At 73.4% G+C, this 22,396-nt stretch carries 22 protein-coding genes; 10 read left to right on the top strand and 12 right to left on the bottom strand.

All coding sequences use genetic code 11. The features are described 5' to 3' along the window. Positions 1-69 precede the first annotated feature (69 nt). On the bottom strand, positions 70-645 hold the full coding sequence (locus JEK78_RS11990) for an FABP family protein (RefSeq protein ID WP_200258337.1): 576 nt from the start codon (positions 643-645) through the stop codon (positions 70-72). 299 nt (positions 646-944) lie between these two features. Here JEK78_RS11990 and JEK78_RS11985 point away from each other — a divergent pair, with 299 nt between their 5' ends. Then, on the top strand, positions 945-1,307 hold the full coding sequence (locus JEK78_RS11985) for a DsrE family protein (protein WP_200258335.1): 363 nt from the start codon (positions 945-947) through the stop codon (positions 1,305-1,307). Positions 1,308-1,320: 13 nt separating this feature from the next. Here the strand turns inward: JEK78_RS11985 and JEK78_RS11980 are convergent, their stop codons facing one another. From JEK78_RS11980 to JEK78_RS11945, 8 genes are all read right to left on the bottom strand, one after another. Further along, positions 1,321-1,581, bottom strand: a complete 261-nt coding sequence (locus tag JEK78_RS11980) for a DUF3099 domain-containing protein (protein WP_200258334.1) — start codon at positions 1,579-1,581, stop codon at positions 1,321-1,323. A gap of 101 nt (positions 1,582-1,682) precedes the next feature. Beyond that, entirely contained in the window at positions 1,683-1,970 is a 288-nt protein-coding gene (locus JEK78_RS11975) for a DUF1416 domain-containing protein (protein WP_200258332.1), read from the bottom strand. Positions 1,971-2,025: 55 nt separating this feature from the next. Beyond that, a complete protein-coding gene (locus tag JEK78_RS11970) occupies positions 2,026-2,871 on the bottom strand; it encodes a sulfurtransferase (RefSeq protein ID WP_200258330.1) in 846 nt (281 codons plus the stop codon). 459 nt (positions 2,872-3,330) lie between these two features. Continuing rightward, positions 3,331-4,065 carry a DUF2993 domain-containing protein gene (locus JEK78_RS11965; protein WP_200258328.1) on the bottom strand — a complete coding sequence of 245 codons (735 nt, stop codon included), beginning with the start codon at positions 4,063-4,065 and terminating at the stop codon, positions 3,331-3,333. A gap of 107 nt (positions 4,066-4,172) precedes the next feature. Next, positions 4,173-5,822 (bottom strand): hypothetical protein, encoded by a 1,650-nt coding sequence (locus JEK78_RS11960; RefSeq protein WP_200258326.1) that lies wholly within the window; start codon positions 5,820-5,822, stop codon positions 4,173-4,175. Between the two features lie 7 nt (positions 5,823-5,829). Continuing rightward, positions 5,830-6,084 carry a MoaD/ThiS family protein gene (locus JEK78_RS11955; RefSeq protein WP_200258324.1) on the bottom strand — a complete coding sequence of 85 codons (255 nt, stop codon included), beginning with the start codon at positions 6,082-6,084 and terminating at the stop codon, positions 5,830-5,832. Positions 6,085-6,241: 157 nt separating this feature from the next. Further along, a complete protein-coding gene (locus tag JEK78_RS11950) occupies positions 6,242-6,697 on the bottom strand; it encodes a DUF2267 domain-containing protein (RefSeq protein WP_200264121.1) in 456 nt (151 codons plus the stop codon). A 180-nt stretch (positions 6,698-6,877) separates the two neighbouring features. Then, entirely contained in the window at positions 6,878-7,309 is a 432-nt protein-coding gene (locus JEK78_RS11945) for an Hsp20/alpha crystallin family protein (RefSeq protein WP_200258323.1), read from the bottom strand. 153 nt (positions 7,310-7,462) lie between these two features. Here JEK78_RS11945 and JEK78_RS11940 point away from each other — a divergent pair, with 153 nt between their 5' ends. Continuing rightward, positions 7,463-8,140 (top strand): type III effector protein, encoded by a 678-nt coding sequence (locus JEK78_RS11940; protein WP_200258322.1) that lies wholly within the window; start codon positions 7,463-7,465, stop codon positions 8,138-8,140. Positions 8,141-8,291: 151 nt separating this feature from the next. On the opposite strand, the gene JEK78_RS11935 is transcribed toward JEK78_RS11940, so the two are convergent. Next, a complete protein-coding gene (locus JEK78_RS11935) occupies positions 8,292-8,486 on the bottom strand; it encodes a hypothetical protein (RefSeq protein WP_200258320.1) in 195 nt (64 codons plus the stop codon). A gap of 96 nt (positions 8,487-8,582) precedes the next feature. Beyond that, complete coding sequence (locus JEK78_RS11930; protein WP_200258319.1) at positions 8,583-8,780, bottom strand: hypothetical protein; 198 nt, start codon at positions 8,778-8,780, stop codon at positions 8,583-8,585. Between the two features lie 642 nt (positions 8,781-9,422). Here JEK78_RS11930 and JEK78_RS11925 point away from each other — a divergent pair. The 5 genes from JEK78_RS11925 (at position 9,423) to JEK78_RS11905 (ending at position 15,160) form a co-directional block, all read left to right on the top strand. Further along, a complete protein-coding gene (locus tag JEK78_RS11925) occupies positions 9,423-10,208 on the top strand; it encodes a response regulator transcription factor (protein ID WP_200258318.1) in 786 nt (261 codons plus the stop codon). Positions 10,209-10,360: 152 nt separating this feature from the next. Further along, entirely contained in the window at positions 10,361-11,383 is a 1,023-nt protein-coding gene (locus JEK78_RS11920) for a LacI family DNA-binding transcriptional regulator (protein ID WP_200258317.1), read from the top strand. A gap of 551 nt (positions 11,384-11,934) precedes the next feature. Beyond that, a complete protein-coding gene (locus JEK78_RS11915; protein ID WP_200264120.1) occupies positions 11,935-12,882 on the top strand; it encodes a trypsin-like peptidase domain-containing protein in 948 nt (315 codons plus the stop codon). Positions 12,883-12,956: 74 nt separating this feature from the next. Next, complete coding sequence (locus JEK78_RS11910) at positions 12,957-13,700, top strand: response regulator transcription factor (protein ID WP_200258315.1); 744 nt, start codon at positions 12,957-12,959, stop codon at positions 13,698-13,700. Continuing rightward, the gene (locus JEK78_RS11905) at positions 13,697-15,160 is read left to right on the top strand and encodes a HAMP domain-containing sensor histidine kinase (protein ID WP_200258313.1); all 1,464 of its coding nucleotides are present in this window, start codon (positions 13,697-13,699) and stop codon (positions 15,158-15,160) included. The genes JEK78_RS11910 and JEK78_RS11905 overlap by 4 nt, the downstream gene beginning before the upstream one ends. A gap of 193 nt (positions 15,161-15,353) precedes the next feature. On the opposite strand, the gene JEK78_RS11900 is transcribed toward JEK78_RS11905, so the two are convergent. Beyond that, complete coding sequence (locus JEK78_RS11900; protein ID WP_200258311.1) at positions 15,354-17,192, bottom strand: bifunctional metallophosphatase/5'-nucleotidase; 1,839 nt, start codon at positions 17,190-17,192, stop codon at positions 15,354-15,356. A 418-nt stretch (positions 17,193-17,610) separates the two neighbouring features. Here JEK78_RS11900 and mshD point away from each other — a divergent pair, with 418 nt between their 5' ends. The 3 genes from mshD (at position 17,611) to JEK78_RS11885 (ending at position 22,302) form a co-directional block, all read left to right on the top strand. Continuing rightward, the gene (gene mshD / locus JEK78_RS11895; RefSeq protein WP_200258308.1) at positions 17,611-18,534 is read left to right on the top strand and encodes a mycothiol synthase; all 924 of its coding nucleotides are present in this window, start codon (positions 17,611-17,613) and stop codon (positions 18,532-18,534) included. 281 nt (positions 18,535-18,815) lie between these two features. Continuing rightward, entirely contained in the window at positions 18,816-21,062 is a 2,247-nt protein-coding gene (locus tag JEK78_RS11890) for an RNA degradosome polyphosphate kinase (protein WP_200258306.1), read from the top strand. After that, on the top strand, positions 21,043-22,302 hold the full coding sequence (locus JEK78_RS11885) for a CHAD domain-containing protein (RefSeq protein ID WP_200258304.1): 1,260 nt from the start codon (positions 21,043-21,045) through the stop codon (positions 22,300-22,302). The genes JEK78_RS11890 and JEK78_RS11885 overlap by 20 nt, the downstream gene beginning before the upstream one ends. The last annotated feature ends 94 nt before the right edge of the window (positions 22,303-22,396 follow it).

Raw genomic sequence — 22,396 nt, 5'->3', positions numbered from 1 at the left:
CGCCGCTTCCTCGGTCCTCCGGCACACGTCGCCGGCCGGGGCGCCGTCATCCCGGCCGGGGACGTCTCGCTAGCGGAAGAAGGCGATGCCGTCGTCCGGCATGTCGTCCGGCAGCGCCTTGGCCCAGCGCTCCACGTCCTCGGGGGTGACGACCTTCTTCAGGTGGGCGGACATGTAGGGGCGCAGCTCCACCTCGGGGGTCTGCTTCTCGCCGACCCACATGAGGTCGCCCTTGACGTAGCCGTAGAGTCGCTTGCCCCCGCTGTACGGGGACGCCCCGGGGGTGCGCGCCACGGCGTCGGTGGCCAGGTCGATCTGCGGCTTCTGGTCGGCCATGCCGCCGTACCAGATCTCGATCACGCCGTTGTCCCGAGTGAGGGTGACCTCGATCCGACGCCGACCGTCGACGCGCCAGAAACCGTACTCGGTCTCCAACGGTCGGACCTTGTCGCCCTTCTGGTCCAACACCCAGGTGTGAGAGCGGTACTCCAGGAAGTCCCGGCCGTCGTGGGTGAAGGTGACCTCCTGCCCGAAGTTGCACTTCTCGGCGCCGGGGAAGTCGTGCACCCCCGCCCCGGCCCAGTCGCCGAGGAGGAAGGCGAGCGGGACCAGGTCCTTGTGGAGGTCGGACGGGATCTCGATCATGTGGGGCTCAGCAGTCTCGTGCGTCGGGGCGGTGGGCGGTCAGCGCTGGCCCTGGTACAGCTTCATCACGGCCAGCCCGGCGAAGGCGATGACGGCGACGCCGACCAGGGCCAGCAGAACCTCGAAGAAGACGATCACAGGTGCTCCTCGGTCGGATGGGGATGTGCGCGGGGCCGGACCCAGCTTACGCGGCGGGCGCTCGGCGCTCCCCCGCCGGTACTCCCCCCGGGTCACTCGGCTCGCGGCCGGCGCGAACGGGGCCGGAAGGACGCCGGGAGGACAGCACTACGATGCCGACCATGACGAAGAGGCTCGTGATCAAGGTGACCGCGGGGGCCGACGCCCCCGAGCGCTGCTCGCAGGCGTTCACGGTGGCGGCGGTGGCCGTGGCCGGCGGGGTGGACGTCTCCCTGTGGCTGACCGGCGAGTCCTCCTGGTTCGCGCTGCCGGGTCGGGCGGCCGAATTCACGCTCCCGCACGCCGCCCCGCTGCCCGACCTGCTCGAATCGCTGCTCGCGGGGGGCCGGATCACACTGTGCACTCAGTGCGCCGCCCGCAGGGAGATCACCCAGCGGGACGTGATCGAGGGCGTCCGGATCGCCGGAGCGCAGGTCTTCGTGCAGGAGGCGATGGCCGAGGACGCACAAGCGCTGGTCTACTGACGGCTCGCGTCGCTCACCGCGGGCGCTTCCTTCCGTCCAGTTCGTCCCACCAGTCGTCGGACTGCGGGTCGCCCGAGGTGTCGTCCCACCACGGCTCCTCGGGACCGCGTCGGTTGGCGACGATCACGGCCAGCGGCGGCAGGACCATCGCGAGCGCGCACATGCCGACCGCGAGCGGGACGGACCAGTGCCGGACCGCGGCCCAGGCCAGGACGAACAGGGCGACGCACACCCCCATCAGGGCGAAGTAGCGGCGCCGGCGCTGCGCGTACATGACTCCAGCGTAGAACCGGATCCCCCGGCCGGGCACGGCGAAGGGGCCGCCCCCGGGTGTCCAACCCTGTGGGGAGCGGCCCCCGCGCGCCGGGCGGGCCGTCAGACGGCGATGGCGACCTCCGCGAGTCCGCCCTTCTCCGCGACGACCTTGCGGTCCGCCGTGGCACCGGGGACGAGGGCCCGCACGGTCCAGGTGCCCTCGGCCGCGTAGAAGCGGAACTGTCCCGTCGCCGAGGTGGGAACTTCCGCCGTGAACTCGCCGGTCGCGTCCAAGAGCCGGACGTAGCCGGCCACCGGCTCGCCGTCACGGGTCACGTGTCCCTGGATCGTGGTCTCGCCCGGCTTGATGGTCGAGGTGTCCGGCCCACCGGCCTTCGCACCGCACATGTCGTCTCCCGAGGGGTTGGGGGGATCGGCCGCCGAAGGGCTGCCGCCGGACCTGCTACTTGTTCGCGCCGAGCTCGATGGGGACGCCCACGAGGGAGCCGTACTCGGTCCAGGAACCGTCGTAGTTCTTGACGTTCTCGACGCCCAGCAGCTCGTGCAGCACGAACCAGGTCAGCGCCGAGCGCTCGCCGATGCGGCAGTAGGCGATGGTGTCCTCGGCGAGGTCCACGCCCTCGTCCTTGTAGAGGGCACGGAGCTGCTCGTCGGACTTGAAGGTGCCGTCGTCGTTGGCGTTCTTCGACCAGGGGACGTTACGGGCGCCGGGGACGTGTCCGGGACGCTGGGACTGCTCCTGCGGCAGGTGGGCCGGGGCCAGCAGCTTGCCGGAGAACTCGTCCGGAGAGCGGACGTCGACGAGGTTCCGCACGCCGATCGCGGCGACGACGTCGTCGCGGTACGCGCGGATCGACCGGTCCTGCGCCTTGGCCCGGTACGTGGTCTCCGGGCGCCGGGGGACCTCGTCGCCGGCGACAAGTTCACGGGCGTCCAGTTCCCACTTCTTCCGACCGCCGTCGAGCAGCTTGACGCTCTCGTGGCCGTAGAGCTTGAAGTACCAGTACGCGTAGGAGGCGAACCAGTTGTTGTTGCCGCCGTAGAGCACGACCGTGTGGTCGTTGGCGATGCCCTTCCTCGACAGGAGCCGCTCGAAGCCCTCCTGGTCGACGAAGTCGCGGCGGACGGGGTCCTGCAGGTCCTGGGTCCAGTCGATCCGGATCGCGTTCCGGATGTGGTTCCTGTCGTAGACGGAGGTGTCCTCGTCCACTTCGACGATCACGAGGGTGGGGTCGTCCAGGTGTTCCTGGAGCCAGTCGGCGTCGACCAGGACGTCGCTACGGCTCATGGTGTGTATCCTCCGGGGCGTTTCGCGGCGGGGCGGGGCGTGGGGGTGGAGAGGGGTGCGCGTGCTTCACGGGGCCTGGGGCGGGGCGCACACGTGCCTAGGGCGGGACGGGGCCGACCGGAATCGGGGCCGTCGCTCAGAACGGACGACAGAGCATGGCGGCGACGCGGCACAGGTCGACTGCCCGCCGCTTCGTGAGATCCGCCTGTCGCTTCATGCGCTCGATCGTAGGGAGCGATCGGGGACGTGTCACCGGCGCCTCGAATAATGAGACGCGACCATCCGAAATGCGAGACGAGACCAGCCCCTCCCGCCGCCTCGACTCCCGGGAGAACACGGGAATCTCCACCGAACCACCGTTCGGACACCGGCGTCTCGCCCACCGGACGGGACACGCGGGGGCGCGGACCCGGCGCGGGCCGTGTCACGCCCCCACCGCGACCCCCGGCCCGCGAGAAGTCACCCGGCCAACACGATGTCCGATCCCGCCACCGTCAGCTCGACGCCGTCGGCGACGGCCCGCACCGACTCCAGGCTCACGCCCCCGGGAAGCCGGTCGATGCTCTCCTGGAAGTCGGTGATCTTCCGGAACCGGGACTCGGAGAGCTCCACCGGCCCGAACGCCGGCAGCGTCCCCGCCTCCACCTGGAGCTTGCCGTCCTCGACCCGCACCGAGCTGAGCACCGGCACGGGCTCCGCCAGCTCGGTGCCCAGCACCGTCGCGGCCACCTCGAGCTTGATCTTGCCGTCGCCACCGTCGGAGATGCCCGCCACCCGGGCGGTGACCCCCGGCACGATCTCGGTCGGTTCGGAGGCCACGAACTTCATCAGCTCGTCGTAGGCGATGGTCGCGGTGCCGGTGGCCGTGGCCGCGGTGACGGAGCCGAAGTCCGACGTGAAGCGGACGCCCTTCATGTCGGCCGCCACCCGCGCGATCCGGAGCCCGGTGCCGTCGCCGGTGGTCGCCTCGTAGTCCTCGATGCGCACCGCCACGTCGTCCAGCTCCTTGCCGGCGACCTGGGTCAGGAACGGAAATCCGCGAATCGAGACCTCCGGGGTGGTCGACAGGTTCTCCGCGGAGCGCAGTTCCTCGGCCGCCCTGCCCTCCGCGAGATGCACCGCCACCCGGTCGGCCGCGACGAAGAGACCACCCACGATCACGACGAAGATCAACAGTATTCGCAGCGCACGCATGATTCCCCAGTCGAAAGACGTCACGGACCCCGCCAACGGTATGCGCGCCCCACCACCCCACCGGCAAACTGTCGATCAAATGTGACAGCCGCCCGCACGCTCGCGGCTCAGCCCACGGCGCGCCCCAGGGCCCACACGGCGGGCGCCGCGAGGGTGAGCGGCAGGGCCACTCCGGCGGTGAAGTGGACGAAACGGGAGGGGTAGTCGTAGCTCGCGACTCGCAGCCCGACCAGCGCGCACCCGGCGGCTGCCGCACCGAGCAGGGCCCCCGACATCCCGACGCCGAAGACGGCGCCGACCACTCCGGCGACGACGGCCCCGGCCGCCCACGCCACGGCCGCGGAGAACGGCGCGGGCAACGGCAGGGCGCGCGCCACCACGGCCACGGCCACGGCGACCCCCCCGATCACGACCGCCCGCCCCTCCGCCACCAGGTGGCCCGCGGCGAGGATGGCGAGCGCGGACGCGACGACCGTCGCCATCAACCCGTGCATCCGCTCCTCGGGGTCGGCGTGCGAGCGCAGTCGCAGCACCAGGACGAGCGGCACCCACACGCCGATCGCGCCCAGGACCGCCGCCGGGGATCGATCCGCGGCGAGCACGGCGACGTCCGCGGCGATCGCGCCGAGAACGCCGAGGGCGATGCCCTCACGCGCGGGCCACATCCCGTTCAGGCGGAACCAGCCCGCCGCCGTCAGGCCCTGGAGAACGAGGAGGGGGAGCAGGAGGGCATACGGCCCCGCCCCCGCCGCCGCGGCCAGGAGCAACGCCAGCAGCGCCGTCAGCGCCGCCGGTCGCGCCCCGGGTTCGATGATCGGCGAACGACCCTCGGCCCGGGCCCGCCGCGCGTCGGTGACCCGGGAGTTGCCGGCGAGGGTGGCTGGGCCGTAGCCGGGCGCCCCTTCGGTGTCCGGGGCGCCGGGAACGGGCGGGGCGGGGGCCGCGTGAGCGTCCGCTCCGGAGGCGGGGCGGTGCGCCATCGGGTGCGCGGGCGCCTCGACGAATCCCGTCCCCGGGCCGGGATCGGGATCCGCGGGCTGTCCCTGGAAGGAACGGCCCCAGTGCGGCGGAGCGTCGGTGGACGCGCCGGGGGCCCCGTGGGAGGGCGGGCCTCCGGGCGCGGCCGGAGCGGCGAAGGGCGCAGGAGCGCTGTGGGCCCCCGCCGTGCCGGGGGTTCCGGGTCCCGGCCAGGCGGTGGGCCCCCCGGCGTCGCCGAAGCCCTCGCCTCGCGCGTCGACGCCGTCGACCCTCCCGAGCCCGGCGTGGCCGGGCGCGGAGTACCCGGGCGCCGAGTACCCGGGCGCGGAGTACCCGGGCGCGCCGTGTCCCGGCGGGTCCGCGTACCCGGGCGCGCCGCCGTCGGGAGGGGTTCCGGGGCCGGGCGTCGGACCGGTGGGCGACCGGAGGGCGCCGCCCGCCGCCGACCGGGCGGGCCCGGGCACATGACCCCGCTCCCGCTCGTACCACCGGGGGTCCGGGTAAGGCACCCGCTCCCCGTACGGCGCCGGTCCGGTTCCCGGTGTGGGCGGTCGTTCCGGGGAGCCGCCCACCGGCGGCAGCCACGCCGTCTCCTCCGTGGAGACCGGGGGCTGCGTGCTCGTCTCCCAGGTCTGTCCCCGCCACTGCTGAGTGTCCTGGGGGGGGAGGGGGTGCGGGTCGTCCCGTCCCTGGCCGGTCGGCCAGAAGTGCGCTGGTGGGGTCCGGTGGCGAGGGGCGGGTTCGCGTCCCTCGTGTCCGCCTGGCGTCTGGTCGGTCATCGGCCGCTCACCCTCCCGCGAAGGGCGGCAGCACCTCGACCGTGCCGCCGTCGGCCAGTCGCACCGTCTCGTGGTCGCGGGCGCCCACGGGGTCCCCGTCGACCAGGAAAGAGCAACGCGGCAACACCCGCGCCAGCTCCCCGGGGTGCCGCTCGCGGGCCGCGGCCAGCGCCGCCGCGAGGGTCTCCGCCTCGTACGGCTCCTCGGCCGTCCGGGCCGCGGCCTTCGCGGCGGCCCAGTAGCGCACCGTGACCTTCGCCATCTCGTTCCTCTGTCAGCTGACGGTGGACACGCTCAGGCTAGGGCAGTCCGGGTCGCGCCCGTACCGCGGGCCGGTTCGCCGCGGGGGCGCGCCGGGGACGCGGGTCGCCACAGGCGGACCGGCGGCGGCGTCGTCGGCGGCGCGCGCCGCCGGTCCGCTACCGGGACGAGGCGAGTTCGGCGCGACCGAAGAGCAGGGACCAGCCCGCGGGGAGGCGGGCGAGAATCCGGGTGATCGGTCCGGGTCCCGCGTGGGCGGCGACGACCGAGAGGACCGAACCGATGTCCCATCGGGTCGTGGCCAGGGACGCCCCGGTACGGGCGGCCAGGTCGGCGACGAAGGCCGCGCCCGTCAGGGGGCGGGGGTCGGGAGCCTGGGAGGTGAGCAGGCGGGCGGCCTCGACGGGCAGGGACGCCACGAGGTCGTCGCGTTCGGGGCCGGTGAGTCCGCGTCCCAGTCCCGCGAGGACCCGCCGCACGACGTCCTCCGCCTTCTCCCGGGTGGGGTACGCGCCCTCGTACCGCACCTTCTCCAGGAACTGCCGGTACGCCGCGTCGTACGAGCCGCTGGGGGGTTGTCGGTGCCGGAGGGGTGTGTCCGCGTCGGAGATCACTGCGCGCATGCCTTTCGTGGACCGGGAACGGGTGGGACGGTTCCCGTCCCGATCCGGGGCGTCGGCGCCGCCGGATCGGGACGGGCGGGCGCCGGAGGAGCGGCGCCGGCGGAGGAGCGGGGCGGCGGGGAGACTCCGCGGGGGCCGGCGGGGGTCGCCGGAGACACCCCTCGACGGCTCTCAGCCGGAGAGCTCCTTGCGGTCGGAGCCCACGGAGACGGACACCTTGCGGGGCTTGGCACGCTCGGCGATCGGGATGCGCAGGGTGAGCACTCCGGCGTCGTAGTCGGCTCGAATGCGGTGGGTGTCGAGGGTGTCGGCGAGCACGATCTGACGGGAGAAGACGCCAAGGGGCCGCTCGGACAGCTCCATCTGCGCGTCGTCGGCCTTCGCCACCGGTCGGCGCTCGGCCTTGACGGTGAGCATGTTCCGCTCGACGTCGACGTCGATGGCGTCCGCGGACACGCCGGGCAGGTCGAAGGCCACGACGTACTCGTCGCCCTCACGGTAGGCGTCCATCGGCATCGCCGAGGGACGGGACCAGGTACCGGGGCCCATCAGCTGTTGTGCCAGTCGGTCCAGCTCACGGAAGGGATCGGTGCGCATCAACATCGTGGAACACCTCCAGTGGTTCGGGCAGTTGCTGCCAATGCGCCTCACTGGAACCGTTGTACCATGTCATCCAATGGATGACAAGCGCAATGTCGTCTCCTTGACGACACCCCGTCCCGACGGCGACCACGCGCCGGCGACAAGGAGGTTCCGATGACCTCGACCGATCAGCCGCACCCCGGCGGCGGGGCGGGGAACGCCCCCCAGGGCCCGGTGCCGTTCCTCGCCGCCGCGGCGGCCCTCGACGCGATCGGCGACGCCCTGAGCTCCGCGCGACGAGACCCCCCGACTCCGGCCGGTGATCCCACTCCGCCGCCCGAGCGGGCGCTGGCCTCCCTGTTGCTGTTGCGGCGGGTGCGTGAACAGTTGGCCGGATGGGAGACCGAGCTGATCGAGACGGCCAGGGAGGCGGGAGCCAGTTGGGCTGACTTGGCCCACCCACTCGGAGTGGCCAGTCGTCAGGCCGCCGAGCGTCGGTACCTTCGCGGTCGCCCCGGGCCCGCCGGGTCCACCGGCGAACAACGGGTGACGGCCACCCGGCAGGCCCGCGCCGCCGAACGCTCACTCGCCGGCTGGGCCCGGGTCCACGCCGCGGATCTGCGCCGTCTCGCGGGCCGGATCACCGGCCTGGGCGACCTTCCGGCCGCGGCCGGTCCCCACCTGGAACGGCTCCACGCGGCCCTGGCCGAGGACGACCCCACCGCTCTCGTCGCCCCCCTCGCGGAGACCCGCCCGCATCTGGCAGCCGGCCATCCTGGCCTCGCCGTCGAGCTCGACGCCCTCGCGCCCCCGCCGACGGGACCCTCCGGACCGGGGGGAGGTCGGACGTAGCCCGCGTCTTCGTCTCCGGACGGCCGGGTCCCGAAGGAGACGGACCTCGATCCGGATTCCTCCGGGGGCGGGAAACGGGCGGGGCCTGTCGCGGGAGCCTCGTCGTCGCCGACCCGGAAGGGTCGTTCCCCACGCGCGGGCGGGGGCGTCGTCAGCCGACCGCGTCCACGACGGCCACGGCGGCCATGCCGGCCGTTCCGAACACCGCCACCACCGTGCCGACCACCGCGGTGACCGGGGTGACGGACACGGGTGCGGCGACGTGGCGGACCTGGCCCGGGGCGTCCTCGTCCAGGGGGTCGCGGAAGGCCTCCGCCAAATCCCTGATCTCGCTCTTCTCGAACATTTCGCTCGCCCCTTCCCCTGACGACGCCCTCCCATGACGCCTGGCCTCTCGCGTCGGCCGCGCGGGGCGACCGACCCCCGACCGGGCGACGCCGGGTCAGTCGACGGCGTTCACCACCGCCGTGACACCCGCGACGCACAGTCCGGCCCCGGCCAGCAGGGCGGTGACGCCGAGGATCCCGGGGCTGGCCGAGACGGGCGCGACGGCCTCGCTGACCACGCGTCCCGGGTGCCGCTCGTGCAGCGGGCCCGAGGCCCGCGCGGACACGTCCTTGATGTCACCGTTCTCGAACAAGACCGCTCATTCCTTCGACTCCAGGACGCCGCTCCGGGCGTCTCGTTCTCGTTCGCCGCCGACGAGTCGCCGGCCGGCGCCCCGGGCCCGCCGGCGGTCTCGGTCCGCTTCCGCGACCCCACCGCACGGTGCCCGTAACGCCACGATGGCCCCTCAGGGCCGTTTCGCCCCTCCCCCGCACGGCCCCCCCGACGGCGGATCCGCACTCCCCCACCCGGGCCACGACTCCTCCGGCCGGCGCTCCGGCGTGGCTCCCCTCCCTTCCCGCCGGGCCGCCCCGCCGGCTGCCCGACCGTGCCGACTTCTGGTGGAAAGTGCGGCGAGACCCGACCCGTCCCGGGTGAGGTCGGCTATCCTGCTGCCGTGAGGACTCGGGCAGCGTTGCCCCCGGGTCCTTTCGTGCTTTCGGGCACGCCGCACGCCACGCGGGCGACCGCGGGTGTACGGGGCGGCCGAAGGCGCCAGGCGGCGGGTCCCGGGCCGCGGGCCCCGCTCCACGTACGAAGCAGTGCCGCAAGCTCCCCCACCGCCACGACGGGGCGGGGGGCGCACCCATTCGCAGGGACCGAGGAGGAACCAGAACGCTATGGGAGAGCGAACCGCGCACCATTCCAGGACCACGACCGGGGCAGGTGGGGCGCGATGAGTTCGCTGCTGCTCCTGACCAACGCCCTGCAACCCTCGACCGAGGTGCTCCCGGCGCTCGGCCTGCTGCTCCACCAGGTCCGCGTGGCACCGGCGGAGGGCCCCGCGCTCGTCGACACCCCCGGCGCCGACGTCATCCTCGTCGACGGTCGCCGCGATCTCCCCCAGGTGCGGAGCCTGTGCCAGTTGCTCCGCTCCACCGGGCCCGGCTGCCCGCTGGTGCTGGTGGTCACCGAGGGCGGGCTCGCCGCGGTCACCGCCGACTGGGGCGTCGACGACGTGCTGCTCGACACCGCCGGCCCGGCCGAGGTGGAGGCCCGGCTGAGGCTTGCCGTGGGCCGCCGCCAGCTGGTCGGCGACGAGGCCCCGCTGGAGATCCGCAACGGCGACCTCTCGGTCGACGAGGCGACGTACTCCGCCAAGCTCAAGGGTCGGGTGCTCGACCTCACCTTCAAGGAGTTCGAGCTGCTGAAGTACCTCGCCCAACACCCCGGGCGGGTGTTCACCCGCGCCCAGTTGCTCCAGGAGGTCTGGGGCTACGACTACTTCGGCGGCACCCGCACGGTCGACGTGCACGTGCGGCGGCTGCGCGCCAAGCTCGGCCCGGAGCACGAGTCGTTGATCGGGACGGTCCGCAACGTCGGCTACCGCTTCGTCACTCCGGAGAAGCCCGAGAAGGCCGGGCGGGCCACCGAGGAGGCGAAGGCCAAGGCCACCGCGAGCGCGACGCGACGCGGAGTCGGGCCGGCGGACGCCCCGACCGAGGCGACCGCCGAGGGCTGAGGCCGCCCGCGCCTCCGGGGAGCGCGTGGCCCCGGAGGCGGCGGAGGCGGGAAACACCCTCTCGTCGCCCATTCGTGATCGCTTCTCCTCACGAGCCGATCAAAGACGGATAAGCCCTGCCCAGGGGCGGTCCATCCGCGTAGACTCCGCGCGTGGCCAAGGTGACTCGGGACGACGTGGCACGGCTGGCGGGGACCTCCACCGCCGTCGTGAGCTACGTCGTGAACAACGGACCCCGGCCGGTCGCCCCGGCCACGCGCGAGCGCGTCCTCGCCGCGATCAAGGAGCTGGGGTACCGGCCCGACCGGGTCGCCCAGGCCATGGCCTCCCGGCGCACCGATCTCATAGGACTGATCCTCCCGGACGCCCGCCAACCCTTCTTCGGGGAGATGGCCCACGCGGTGGAACAGGCCGCCTCCGAGCGCGGCAAGATGGTGCTCGTCGGCAACACCGACTACGTCGGCGAACGCGAGGTCCACTATCTGCGCGCCTTCCTCGGCATGCGGGTGGCCGGCCTGATCCTGGTCAGCCACGCGCTCAACGACCGTGCCGCCGCCGAGATCGACGCCTGGGACGCGCGGGTCGTGCTGCTGCACGAGCGCCCCGAGGCCATCGACGACGTGGCCGTCGTCACCGACGACGTCGGAGGCGCCCGACTCGCCGTGCGCCACCTGCTGGACCACGGGCATCCGTACGTGGCCTGCGTGGGCGGCCTGGCGGAGACCCCGGCGGTGGGCGACCCGGTCTCCGACCACGTCGAGGGCTGGCGGCAGGCCATGGCGGAGGCGGGCCTGACCACCGAGGGGCGGCTGTTCGACGCCCCCTACAACCGGTACGACGCCTACCGCGCGGCGCTGCGCGTCCTGTCCCGCCCGGAGCGTCCGCCGGCGATCTTCTGCTCCACCGACGACCAGGCGATCGGGCTGCTGCGCGCCGCCCGCGAGCTGGGTATCGACGTGCCGGGGGAACTGGCCGTCGCGGCCTTCGACGACATCAAGGAAGCCGCCCTGGCCTACCCCCCCTTGACCACGGTCGCCACGGACCGTCCGGCGATGGCACGCGCCGCCGTCGATCTGGTCCTCGACGACGGGCTGCGAGTGCCCGGGTCACGCCAGGAACGGGTCCGGTCGTTCCCCTCGCGCCTGGTCGTACGCGGGTCCTGCGGCTGCGCGTGACCGGCGGCCCGCGCGGGCGCCCCGGCCCCTCCCGTCGGCCTCGCCACCGAAGCCCCCGGCACCCGGGAGACCGGTCCGCGCCCCCGCCGGTCGGTCTCCGACCCCGCCGGCCTTTACAGGGGACATACAAGGTTCTGCCGGGCTTCTCAGGCATCGCTCAGGGTGCTCTCATCGTGGCGCCGGATGCTCGTCACATGACCGAGAGCAACCGCCCCACCAGCGACCACGACGGCAACCACGACGCCTCGATTGGCGGCGGGCCCGGACCCGAGAGCCTGTCCCCGACCGGCCCCGAGGGAGCCCGCCCGCACGGAGCCCCCGTCGACGCGCGCGACACCCCGCGCGGCGCCGAACCGGGCGGAGCGTTCGGACCTCCGGCGTACGAGACCCCGACACCGGAGGCCCCCGCCGACCCCGCGCCCGAGACCTCGGCCTACGAGACCCACGCCTACGCCCCCCACTCCGATGCCTCCGTCTACGCCGACGCCCCCGCCTACGCCGGCGGCCACGCCTCCGACGCCGGCCGCGGATACCAGGAGTCCGCCGCCCCGGTGGACCCGGAGTGGCCGCCCCCGCCCGGTCGGGCTCCCGAGGTCCCGGCCGACGCCGCCGACGCCCCGGCCACCCGCCGGCGCCGGGCTCGCCGTCCCTTCGCCCTGCTCGCGGCGGTGGCGATCGTCGCCGCGGCGGTCGGCGGCGGTACGGCGTACGGCATCCAGGAGCTGACCGGCACCACCACCACCGCGTCCGCCGGCACCGCCGCGTCGGTCGTGCCCACCGGCATGCAGGGCACCGTCGCCGGGGTCGCCGAGGCGGTCGGCCCCAGCATCGTCGAGATCAACGCGACCTCGAACGTCGGGTCGTCCACCGGCTCCGGTGTGATCATCACCGACGACGGCGAGATCATCACCAACAACCACGTCGTCTCCGGGGCCTCCTCGATCGAGGTCACGACCAGCGACGGCAAGCAGTACACCGCGCAGGTCCTCGGCACCGACAGCGGCAAGGACCTCGCCCTGATCAAGCTGGACGACGCCTCCGGGCTCCAGCCCGCCACCCTCGGCGACTCCGACGGCGTCCAGGTCGGCGACCAGGTCGTGGCGATCGGCTCCCCCGAGGGCCTCACCGGCACCGTGACCAGCGGGATCGTCTCCGCCCTGGACCGCGATGTGACGGTCTCCACCGACGGTGGCCAACAGCAGCAACAACAGCGGCAGGGCGGCGGCTGGCCCTTCGAGTTCGGCGGACGGCAGTTCAACGGAGACACCGGCGACTCCACCACGACCTACCAGGCGATCCAGACCGACGCCTCCCTCAACCCCGGCAACTCCGGCGGCGCGCTGATCGACATGAACGGGGCCATCATCGGGATCAACTCCGCCATGTTCTCCTCGACCCAGTCCTCCGCCGACGCCGGCAGCGTGGGCCTCGGCTTCGCCATCCCGATCGACACCGTCAAGGCCGACCTGGCGACCCTGCGGGCCGGAGGCACGAGCTGAGGCGTCTCGCCGGCGGGTCGTGCGACGCTGAGGAGAGCCCGCCACACCACTCCGAGACCCGAGGACCCGTCCCCATGAGCCCCGCAGGACCCACCGAAGGCGACCGCGATCCCCGGCGCATCCTGATCGTCGACGACGAACCGGCTGTCCGCGAGGCGCTCCGCCGCAGTCTCGCCTTCGAGGGCTACGACACGGCGGTCGCCTCCGACGGAACCGAGGCCCTGGAGAAGGCCGCCGCGTACCGGCCGGACCTGGTCGTCCTCGACATCCAGATGCCCCGCATGGACGGCCTGACCGCCGCCCGACGCATCCGGGCCGGAGGCGACACCACCCCCATCCTGATGCTGACCGCCCGCGACACCGTGGGCGACCGGGTCACCGGCCTGGACGCCGGCGCCGACGACTACCTCGTCAAGCCCTTCGAGCTGGACGAACTGTTCGCCCGTATCCGCGCCCTGCTGCGCCGCAGCGCCTACGCCGCGCCGGCCCCAGGCGAGGCCGAGCAGGACGACGCCCTCGTCTTCGCCGACCTGCGCATGGACCCCGCCACCCGCGAGGTCAGCCGCGGCGGCCGACCGGTGGAGCTGACCCGCACCGAGTTCACCCTCCTGGAGATGTTCCTGGCGCACCCCCGGCAGGTCCTCACCCGGGAGCAGATCCTGAAGGCGGTGTGGGGCTTCGACTTCGAACCGACGTCGAACTCCCTGGACGTGTACGTCATGTACCTGCGCCGCAAGACCGAGGCCGGCGGCGAACCGCGACTCGTGCACACCGTCCGGGGCGTCGGCTACGTGCTCCGGCAGGGCGGCGCCGAGTGAGGAGGCCCACCCTCCGACTCTCCAGGCTGCCGATCCGCTCCCGCCTGGCGCTCCTGGTGACCGTCGCGGTCGCGTGCGCGGTGGCGGTGGTGTCCGTGACGTGCTGGTTCGTCGTGCGCGGCAAGCTCTACGCGGAAATCGACGACGACCTGCGCGGCAGCAACCTCTCCCTGAGCGTCGGGCAGATCCGGGACGCGCTGACCGACTGCGCCCAGTCGGTCGACGACGACCGGCCCTTCGGCCCCCAGCCGCAGGCCTACGTCGAACTCGTCACCGCCGACGGCGAGCACTGCGTCTTCGACGGATCCGCGGGCGCGGTGCGAGCCACCGCGGGGGACGTGGCCGTCGCCGACGGCACCTCCACCGAGCCGCACTTCCGCAGCGCCCGGGCCACGGACGGCAAGTCGGTGCGGACGGTGACCTTCCCGCTGCGGATCGAGGGCGTCGCCGTCCTGGTCGGCCTGCCCCTCGGGGACACCGAACGGACCCTCGACGAGCTGGCCCTCCTGCTGCTGCTGGTCTCCGGCGTCGGCGCGCTGGGCGCCGGCGCCGCCGGACTCGCGGTCGCGCGCAGCGGCCTGCGCCCCGTCGACGAGCTGACCCAGGCCGTGGAACACGTCGCCCGCACCGAGGATCTCGCCGTCCGCATCCCGGTGGACGACGAGGGAGACGACGAGGGAGACGACGAGATCGCCCGGCTCTCCCGCTCCTTCAACTCCATGACCGCCTCGCTGGCCGCCTCCCGTGAACTGCAACGGCAGCTCATCGCCGACGCCGGCCACGAACTGCGCACCCCGCTCACCTCCCTGCGAACCAACATCGAGCTGCTCACCCGCAGCGAGGAGACCGGCCGTCCGATCCCGGAGGCCGACCGGCGGGCGCTGCTCTCCTCCGTGAAGGCACAGATGTCGGAGCTGGCCGCACTCATCGGCGACCTACAGGAACTCTCCCGGCCCGACCCTGGCCAGGACGCGCGCCGCGTACGCATCCTGGCCTGGCAGGACATCGTCGATTCGGCACTGCGCCGCGCCCGACTGCGCGGCCCCGAGCTGACCCTCGACACGGACATCCGACCCTGGTACGTCCGTGCCGAGCCCGCCGCGCTGGAGCGCGCGGTGGTCAACGTCCTGGACAACGCCGTCAAGTTCAGCCCGCCGGGCGGCACGATCGACGTGCGACTGATCGACGGGGTCCTCACCGTCCGCGACCGCGGCCCCGGCGTGCCCGCCGAGGAACTGCCCCACGTCTTCGACCGCTTCTGGCGCTCCCCCTCGGCCCGGTCGCTGCCGGGCTCCGGGCTCGGCCTGTCCATCGTGGCCCGCACAGTGCGGCAGGCCGGAGGCGAGGTCGCCCTGTCCCCCGCCGACGACGCCGACGGAGGCACGGTCGCGACGGTGCGCCTCCCGGGCGCGCCCCAGCCTCCGCCGACCACGGCCGAGGTGCGGGAGGCGGACGGCTAGAAGGGCGTGGTCCGCGCCGGGCGGCGGGGCGACGCACCCGGAGGTACCCGGTGGGTTCGACGCGCCCGGAGGCGAGGCGATCCGGGAGCGCGGTGGACGGTGGTGCCGGACACGGGTCGGGCCCGACACCACCGCTCTCGCGGGGTGTCGGGCCCGACCCGTGACGTGGGGCCGACCGGCGGCCCCCCGCGTGCTACCGCACGATCGTGATCCGGTCGGCGGCGGGCGGCGCCAGCGGGGCGTCGGCCGACGAGTTCGCCGTCAGGTACTGCTCCAGTGCGGCGAGGTCCTCCCCGCCGACCAGTTCGTCGGTTCCCTCGCCCAGCGTCGTGAAGCCGTCCCCGCCGCCGGCGAGGAAGCTGTTGGCCGCGACGCGGTAGGAGGCGGACGGGTCGACGGGCGAGCCGTCGAGGCGGATGGAGTCGGCGACGACCCGCTCCGCGCCGGACTTCGTCAGGTCGAGGGTGTACGTCAGCCCCTCGGAGACCTGAAGGATCTTCGGCGACGCCTCGTTCGCTCCGCTCACCTGCTCCTGGAGCACCTCGACCAGCTGCGCGCCGGTGAGGGTCCGCACGTTCACGGTGTTGGCGAAGGGCTGCACGGTGAAGCCCTCGGCGTAGGTCACCACGCCGTCGCCCTCGCCGCTCTGGGCCGCGTAGGTGAGGGGGGCCCGGATGCCGCCGGGGTTCATCAGGGCGAGGTCCGTCTCCGGGTCCTGGGTGCGGGCGTAGGCCAGTTGCGCGTCGGCGATCAGGTCGCCGAGGGGGGACTCGGTCCCGTCACGGGAGACGTCGGCGGAGACGTGCCCGATGGCACGGTTGCCGATGGGCTCGGCCAGGGCGCTCCACTCGTCGATGAGTTCGGTCATGTCCGGCGCGGCCGGGACGTCCCGGGTCACGACGTGGTTGGCCGAGTGCACGGCGGTGCGGACGATGTTGCCCGTCCGGCGGTCGTACGTGAGCGTGGTGTCGGTGTAGAGCCGACCGTAGGAGGCGGCCGAGGTGACCATGCGGGGCTTGCCGGACGGGTCCGGGATGGTGCAGACGTAGGCCGCGTGGGTGTGGCCGGTGACCAACGCGTCGACCTTCGGGGTGATGTTCTCGGCGATCTCGGCGATCGGGCCGGAGATCCCGTCGCCGGCGCCGGGCGAGTCGCAGTCGTAGTTGTACGAGGAGGACGCGGGGAAACCGCCCTCGTGGATGAGGGCGACGATGGACTTCACGCCGCGGCGCTGGAGTTCGCGGGCGTACTTGTCGATCGTCTCGACCTCGTCCTCGAACCTGAGGCCCTGGACGCCGTCGGCCGAGACTATGTCCGGCGTCGACTCCAGGGTCACGCCGATGAAGCCGACCTTGATGTCCTTCCGCTGCCAGATCCAGTAGGGGTCGAGAATCGGCCGGCCGGTCTTCTCGTCGAGGACGTTCGCCGCCAGGTAGGGGAAGTCGGCGCCTTGGAAGCGCTCGTCGGTGTAGCAGCCCTCGTCCGGGTGGCAGCCACCGCGCTGGAGACGGAGCAGCTCCTCGGGGCCCTCGTCGAACTCGTGGTTGCCGACGCTGGTGACGTCCAGCTCCAGCTTGTTCAGCGCCTCGATGGTGGGCTCGTCGTGGAAGAGCCCGGACAGCAGCGGCGAGGCCCCGACCATGTCGCCGCCGGCGGCGGTGATCGAGTACGGGTTGCCCTCGCGGGCCTCGCGCAGGTGTGTGGCGAGGTACTCCACCCCGCCCGCGTCGATGGTCTCCGTGGTGCCGTCGTGCTGCTCCTCGGTGACCCGGCCGGCGGAGCCGGACGGCGGCTCCAGGTTCCCGTGCAGGTCGTTGAAGGAGAGCAGCTGGACGTCCTGGTAGCGGCCGGGCGCGTACCGGTGGTGGCCCTTGCCGTCCCGACCGCGCTCGTCTCCGGCGCTCGCGACGGTCGGCAGCGTGGCGGCGGCCAGGGCTCCGACGGTGACGGCTCCCGCGACGACCGCCCGGAGTCGACGGCTGCCGCCGCGTGACCGGCGCCCTTCCTGCGGCGGCTGTGCGGTTGTTGGCATGCGCCCCCCTATGGGTCAGCGTGGGTGAGGTGGCCGAAAACACCGGCCTGACGGGCGCAGCCTAGATTCAACGCGCGTAGCGCAACAGAGGATTCCGGTTACGGCCTGGTCTCGACCCGCTCTCGACTCACTCTCGGCCGACTTCCGGACCGCCATGGTGCCCGCGCCACACCCACCCACGGGGCGACCCGGGGACCGAGGTCGCGTCCAGGGCTCGCGGACTCGGACGGCGGGGACGCGCCCGGTGGGTGTCGAGATGTCATCTTCGGCGACGACACGTCCACTTTCGCGCCCCACGACACATTCCCGCGGGGACCGCCCCTGGTCGTCGGGAGCGCCGGTCACGGACCGCGCCCCGGCGCCGGCGGCTCCTCGGACTGCCACCACTTCGCTCGCGGGGCGCCGTACCCTCGTAGCCATGACCAGCGACGACATCGCGCGGCCCGGCCGCACCCGCTCGATCGAGACGTACACCGACCTCTCCCCGCGTCAGACCGAGGACGTCCTCGCGCTGCTCGACGAGGCCGCCCGGACCGACGGCCAGCAGGCCGTGTCCGAGCAGGGCAGGTTGCACATGCGTGGCACCCGTGAGGGCGTCACCCACCTGCTCCTGACGGTCGGCGACACCCTGGTCGGATACGCGCAGTTGGAGGACACCGACCCGGTCGAGCCCCCCGCCGCCGAGCTGGTCGTCCACCCCTCGCACCGAGGCCAGGGACACGGCCGGGCCCTCGGCTCCGCGCTGCTGGCCGCCTCGGGGAAGCGGCTGCGGGCCTGGGCCCACGGCGGTCACGCCTCCGCCCGCCACCTGGCGCAGGTCCTGGGTCTGGTCCTGTTCCGCGAGCTGCGTCAGATGCGCCGCCCGCTGACCGGCCCGGACATGCCCGAACCGGTGTTCCCCGAGGGCGTGACCGTGCGTCCCTTCGTCCCCGGCCGGGACGAGGAGGCCTGGCTGGCGGTGAACTCCGCCGCCTTCGCCCACCACCCCGAGCAGGGTTCGCTCGACCGACGGGACCTGGACGACCGGGAGGCACAACCGTGGTTCGACCCCGAGGGGTTCTTCCTGGCCGAACGCGGCGGCGAGCTGATCGGCTTCCACTGGACCAAGGTCCACCCGGAGGAGGGCCTCGGCGAGGTGTACGTGCTCGGCATCCGTCCCGACACGCAGGGCGGGGGGCTCGGCAAGGCCCTCACCACCGTCGGCCTGCGCCACCTGGCCCGTCGGGGACTCCCCACCGCGATGCTCTACGTCGACGCCGACAACAAGGCCGCCGTGTCCGTCTACGAACGGCTCGGCTTCACCACCCACGAGACGGACCTGATGTACCGCACCGAACACTGAGCGACCCGGTGGCCGAGCACCCGTGCGGCCACCCGCCCGCTCCGACCGCGCTCGGCCCGGCCCGTGCGCGGTCGGGCCTCCGCCCGCCGGCCCGTACGTCATGTCCTCGTAACCCTCGATTCAGACGAGCTTGCCACGCTCGCCGAATGAAGCCCGCCGCGCCCGAGCGTCCCCTCGCCCCGGAACGGAGCCCGACCGACGGTCGGGCACGCGATGCCGGCGCGCCCACCCGGGCACGCTCCGACAGGCCCGGAACGCCCCCGACGCGGAACAATGGGTGCATGAGTCAGTCGAACGCACAGGCCGGGGCCCCGCAGACGCAGCACCACCCGCAGCCCTCCGTGGGCTCCATCGCCGCGCACCGCACGCACGCTGTCGCCGCCACCGTGTCCGACCTGGAACCCGACATCGACGCCGACCTCGACGTCTACGAGGAGTCGTCCGACGCGAGCGGCCCGGCGCTCCCGCCCGGCCGCTTCCTGGACCGGGAGCGCAGCTGGCTCGCCTTCAACGAGCGGGTGCTCGAACTGGCCGAGGACCCGCACACCCCCTTGCTGGAGCGGGCGAACTTCCTCGCGATCTTCGCCGGCAACCTGGACGAGTTCTTCATGGTCCGCGTCGCCGGCCTGAAGCGGCGCATCGCCACCGGGGTGGCCACCCGCTCCGCCTCCGGCCTCCAGCCCCGCGAGGTACTGGAGATGATCTGGGCCCGCTCCCGCGAACTGATGGCCCGGCACGCCGCCTGCTTCCACGAGGACGTCGCCCCCGCCCTCGCCGACCAGGGCATCCACCTGGTCCGCTGGCCAGAGCTGGCGGAGAAGGAGCAGGCTCGCCTCTTCACCCTGTTCCGCCACCAGATCTTCCCCGTCCTGACCCCTCTCGCGGTCGACCCCGCACACCCGTTCCCCTACATCTCCGGACTGTCCCTCAACCTCGCCGTCGTCGTGCGCAACCCGGTGACCGGCCACCGCCACTTCGCCCGCGTCAAGGTCCCGCCGCTGCTCTCCCGCTTCCTGGAGGCATCCCCTGGCCGCTACGTCCCGATCGAGGACGTCATCGCAGCCCACCTGGAGGAGCTCTTCCCCGGCATGGAAGTGCTCCAGCACCACGCCTTCCGCCTGACCCGCAACGAGGACCTGGAGGTGGAGGAGGACGACGCCGAGAACCTCCTCCAGGCCCTGGAGAAGGAGCTGATGCGGCGGCGGTTCGGCCCGCCGGTCCGTCTGGAGGTGGAGGAGAACATCGACCAGGAGGTCCTGGACCTCCTGGTCCGCGAACTCAAGATCGGCGAGGCCGAGGTGTACCCGCTCCCGGGCCCGCTGGACCTGACCGGACTCTTCCGCGTGGCGGGACTGGACCGACTCGAACTGAAGTACCCCAAGTTCGTCGCCGGGACACACCGGGACCTCGCCGAGGTCGAGTCGGCGACGCCGCCGGACATCTTCGCCGCCCTGCGCAGCCGTGACGTCCTCCTGCACCACCCGTACGACTCCTTCTCCACCTCCGTGCAGGCGTTCCTCGAACAGGCCGCCGAGGACCCCGACGTCCTGGCGATCAAGCAGACGCTGTACCGCACCTCCGGGGACTCCCCGATAATCAACGCCCTGATCGACGCCGCCGAGGCCGGCAAGCAGGTCCTGGTCCTCGTCGAGATCAAGGCCCGCTTCGACGAGCACGCCAACATCAAGTGGGCCCGCAAGCTGGAGGAGGCCGGCTGCCACGTCGTGTACGGCCTCGTCGGCCTGAAGACCCACTGCAAGCTCTCTCTCGTGGTCCGCCAAGAAGGCGACACCCTCCGCCGCTACAGCCACGTCGGCACCGGCAACTACCACCCCAAGACCGCGCGCCTCTACGAGGACCTCGGTCTGCTCACCTCCGACCAGCAGGTCGGCGCCGACCTCTCCGACCTGTTCAACCGCCTCTCGGGCTACTCCCGCCGGGAGACCTACCGCCGGCTGCTGGTCGCGCCCAAGTCGCTCCGCGACGGCCTGGTCACCCGCATACACAAAGAGATCCGGCACCACGAGGCAGGCCGACCCGCGTACGTCCGGATCAAGGTCAACTCCATGGTGGACGAGGCCGTGATCGACGCCTGCTACCGAGCCTCGCAGGCCGGCGTCCCGGTGGACATCTGGGTGCGCGGCATCTGCGCGGTACGCCCCGGCGTACCCGACCTCTCCGAGAACATACGGGTGCGCTCCATCCTCGGCCGCTTCCTGGAACACTCCCGCGTCTTCGCCTTCGGCAACGGCGGCGAGGCCGAGGTGTGGTTCGGCAGCGCCGACATGATGCACCGCAACCTCGACCGCCGCATCGAGGCCCTCGTCAGGGTCACCGACCCGGCCCACCGGGCGGCCCTGAACCGTCTGCTGGAGACGGGGATGTCGGCCACGACGGCCTCCTGGCACCTGGGACCCGAAGGCGACTGGACACGGCACGCCACCGACCCGGACGGCCGACCCCTGCGCAACATCCAGGAGATGCTCATCGACGCCCGGAGGCGCCGGCGTGGCAAAGCAGCACCATGAGGACGAAGCGGACGCGTCCGCCGGGCCCGTGCCCGTCGACGCCCTCGTCGACTACCTGAGAGCCCAGGCCACAGAGTTCCTCCGGGCCCTGCGCCGACACCGTGAGGCGAGCCCGGGCACCCCCGGCGGCGGCCGGTCCGACGCCGGCGTCGGACCGGCCCTCGACCTGCGACGCGCGGCCCGCCGGATCAGCGGCAGCCTGCACACCTTCCAACCGCTGCTGGACCAGGACTGGGCGGAGCGGCTCCGACCGGAGCTGGCCTGGGTCTCGGGAACCCTCGCCGCCGAGCACGCCCACGCGCGTCAGTCGGACCGCCTGCTCCAGGCCCTCCACCGACTGTCCGACGCGCCGCCGCCCTCCCCCGTCGGCGGCCCGCCGACGCCGGGCTCGCCCCGGCCTCCGGCCCCACGCGCGGCGGACCGTCCCGCGTCGGGAGCCACCACCCCGACCCTCGGACCGATCGCCGGCGCCGGCTCAACCGTGATCGCCACCCGCGCCCCGGGGCGAACCGGAGCGGATCGCGGCAGCCAGGCCGTCGGCGCGGCGAAGGCGGGGGCGCTGCTCGAACGGCGACTGACCACGGCCCGCAACCGCGCCCACTCCACCACCCTGCGGGCGCTCGGCTCCGCGCGGTTCCACGCCCTCGCCGACCAAGTGGCCGTCCTGGCCGGCGAGGTGCCACTGGCCGGGGACCGAGCGCCGGCGGCCGGGCCGGCCGGGCGGCGACTCGCGCCCGGCCGCCCGGGCGCAGGGCCCACCCGGTCCGGCGGGCACCGGACATCGCCGGCCGGACCGACCGACCTCCGTCCGCGAGCCGCGGCGGCGGAGGGCCGACTGGGTGACGCGGTCGCCGCCCTCCCCCTGGTCACCGCGGGCAGGCCCTACAACGCGACCGCCCTGGCCCACGGCCTGTCGCCGAACCCGGCCCCGCACTCGCAGGACGCGCCCTGGCACCAGGTCCGACTCCTGCTGCGCCTCCACCGCTACGCCCTCGAGGTCCTCCACGGCGAGGCGGCCCTCGACGACGCCCGGTTGGCGGCGGCGGGACGGGCGCTGGACCGGCACCGCGACGCGGCCGAGGCCGCCGCCGCGGCGGCCCAGGCGGCCCGCACCCCCCGCATCGCCCCGGCGACCGCCTACGCCCTCGGTGTGCTCCACGCCGACCAGCGGCATGAGGTGGAGGCGGCGAGGTACGCGTTTCACGACTGCTGGCGACATGAGACCGTCGGCAGCGGATAGCAGGCGACGTGTCGGACGGGTCCGGCCCCGAGGCGCGTCGGACGCCGAGGGCCGGGCACCGCGCCCGGCCAGGACCGAGGAGGACACGTGCCGT

This window comes from Streptomyces sp. HSG2, from assembly GCF_016598575.1.
In the GTDB taxonomy this organism is placed as follows: Bacteria; Actinomycetota; Actinomycetes; order Streptomycetales; family Streptomycetaceae; genus Streptomyces.
Note: the sequence above shows the minus strand (reverse complement) of the source record. Positions and strands in the feature narration are given on the sequence as shown.

Coding starts and splice junctions, on each gene's coding strand:
- JEK78_RS11990 (WP_200258337.1), bottom strand. CDS start 645: ATGATCGAGATCCCGTCCGACCTCCACAAGGACCTGGTCCCGCTCGCC.
- JEK78_RS11985 (WP_200258335.1), top strand. CDS start 945: ATGACGAAGAGGCTCGTGATCAAGGTGACCGCGGGGGCCGACGCCCCC.
- JEK78_RS11980 (WP_200258334.1), bottom strand. CDS start 1,581: ATGTACGCGCAGCGCCGGCGCCGCTACTTCGCCCTGATGGGGGTGTGC.
- JEK78_RS11975 (WP_200258332.1), bottom strand. CDS start 1,970: ATGTGCGGTGCGAAGGCCGGTGGGCCGGACACCTCGACCATCAAGCCG.
- JEK78_RS11970 (WP_200258330.1), bottom strand. CDS start 2,871: ATGAGCCGTAGCGACGTCCTGGTCGACGCCGACTGGCTCCAGGAACAC.
- JEK78_RS11965 (WP_200258328.1), bottom strand. CDS start 4,065: ATGCGTGCGCTGCGAATACTGTTGATCTTCGTCGTGATCGTGGGTGGT.
- JEK78_RS11960 (WP_200258326.1), bottom strand. CDS start 5,822: ATGACCGACCAGACGCCAGGCGGACACGAGGGACGCGAACCCGCCCCT.
- JEK78_RS11955 (WP_200258324.1), bottom strand. CDS start 6,084: ATGGCGAAGGTCACGGTGCGCTACTGGGCCGCCGCGAAGGCCGCGGCC.
- JEK78_RS11945 (WP_200258323.1), bottom strand. CDS start 7,309: ATGTTGATGCGCACCGATCCCTTCCGTGAGCTGGACCGACTGGCACAA.
- JEK78_RS11940 (WP_200258322.1), top strand. CDS start 7,463: ATGACCTCGACCGATCAGCCGCACCCCGGCGGCGGGGCGGGGAACGCC.
- JEK78_RS11935 (WP_200258320.1), bottom strand. CDS start 8,486: ATGTTCGAGAAGAGCGAGATCAGGGATTTGGCGGAGGCCTTCCGCGAC.
- JEK78_RS11925 (WP_200258318.1), top strand. CDS start 9,423: ATGAGTTCGCTGCTGCTCCTGACCAACGCCCTGCAACCCTCGACCGAG.
- JEK78_RS11910 (WP_200258315.1), top strand. CDS start 12,957: ATGAGCCCCGCAGGACCCACCGAAGGCGACCGCGATCCCCGGCGCATC.
- JEK78_RS11900 (WP_200258311.1), bottom strand. CDS start 17,192: ATGCCAACAACCGCACAGCCGCCGCAGGAAGGGCGCCGGTCACGCGGC.
- mshD (WP_200258308.1), top strand. CDS start 17,611: ATGACCAGCGACGACATCGCGCGGCCCGGCCGCACCCGCTCGATCGAG.
- JEK78_RS11890 (WP_200258306.1), top strand. CDS start 18,816: ATGAGTCAGTCGAACGCACAGGCCGGGGCCCCGCAGACGCAGCACCAC.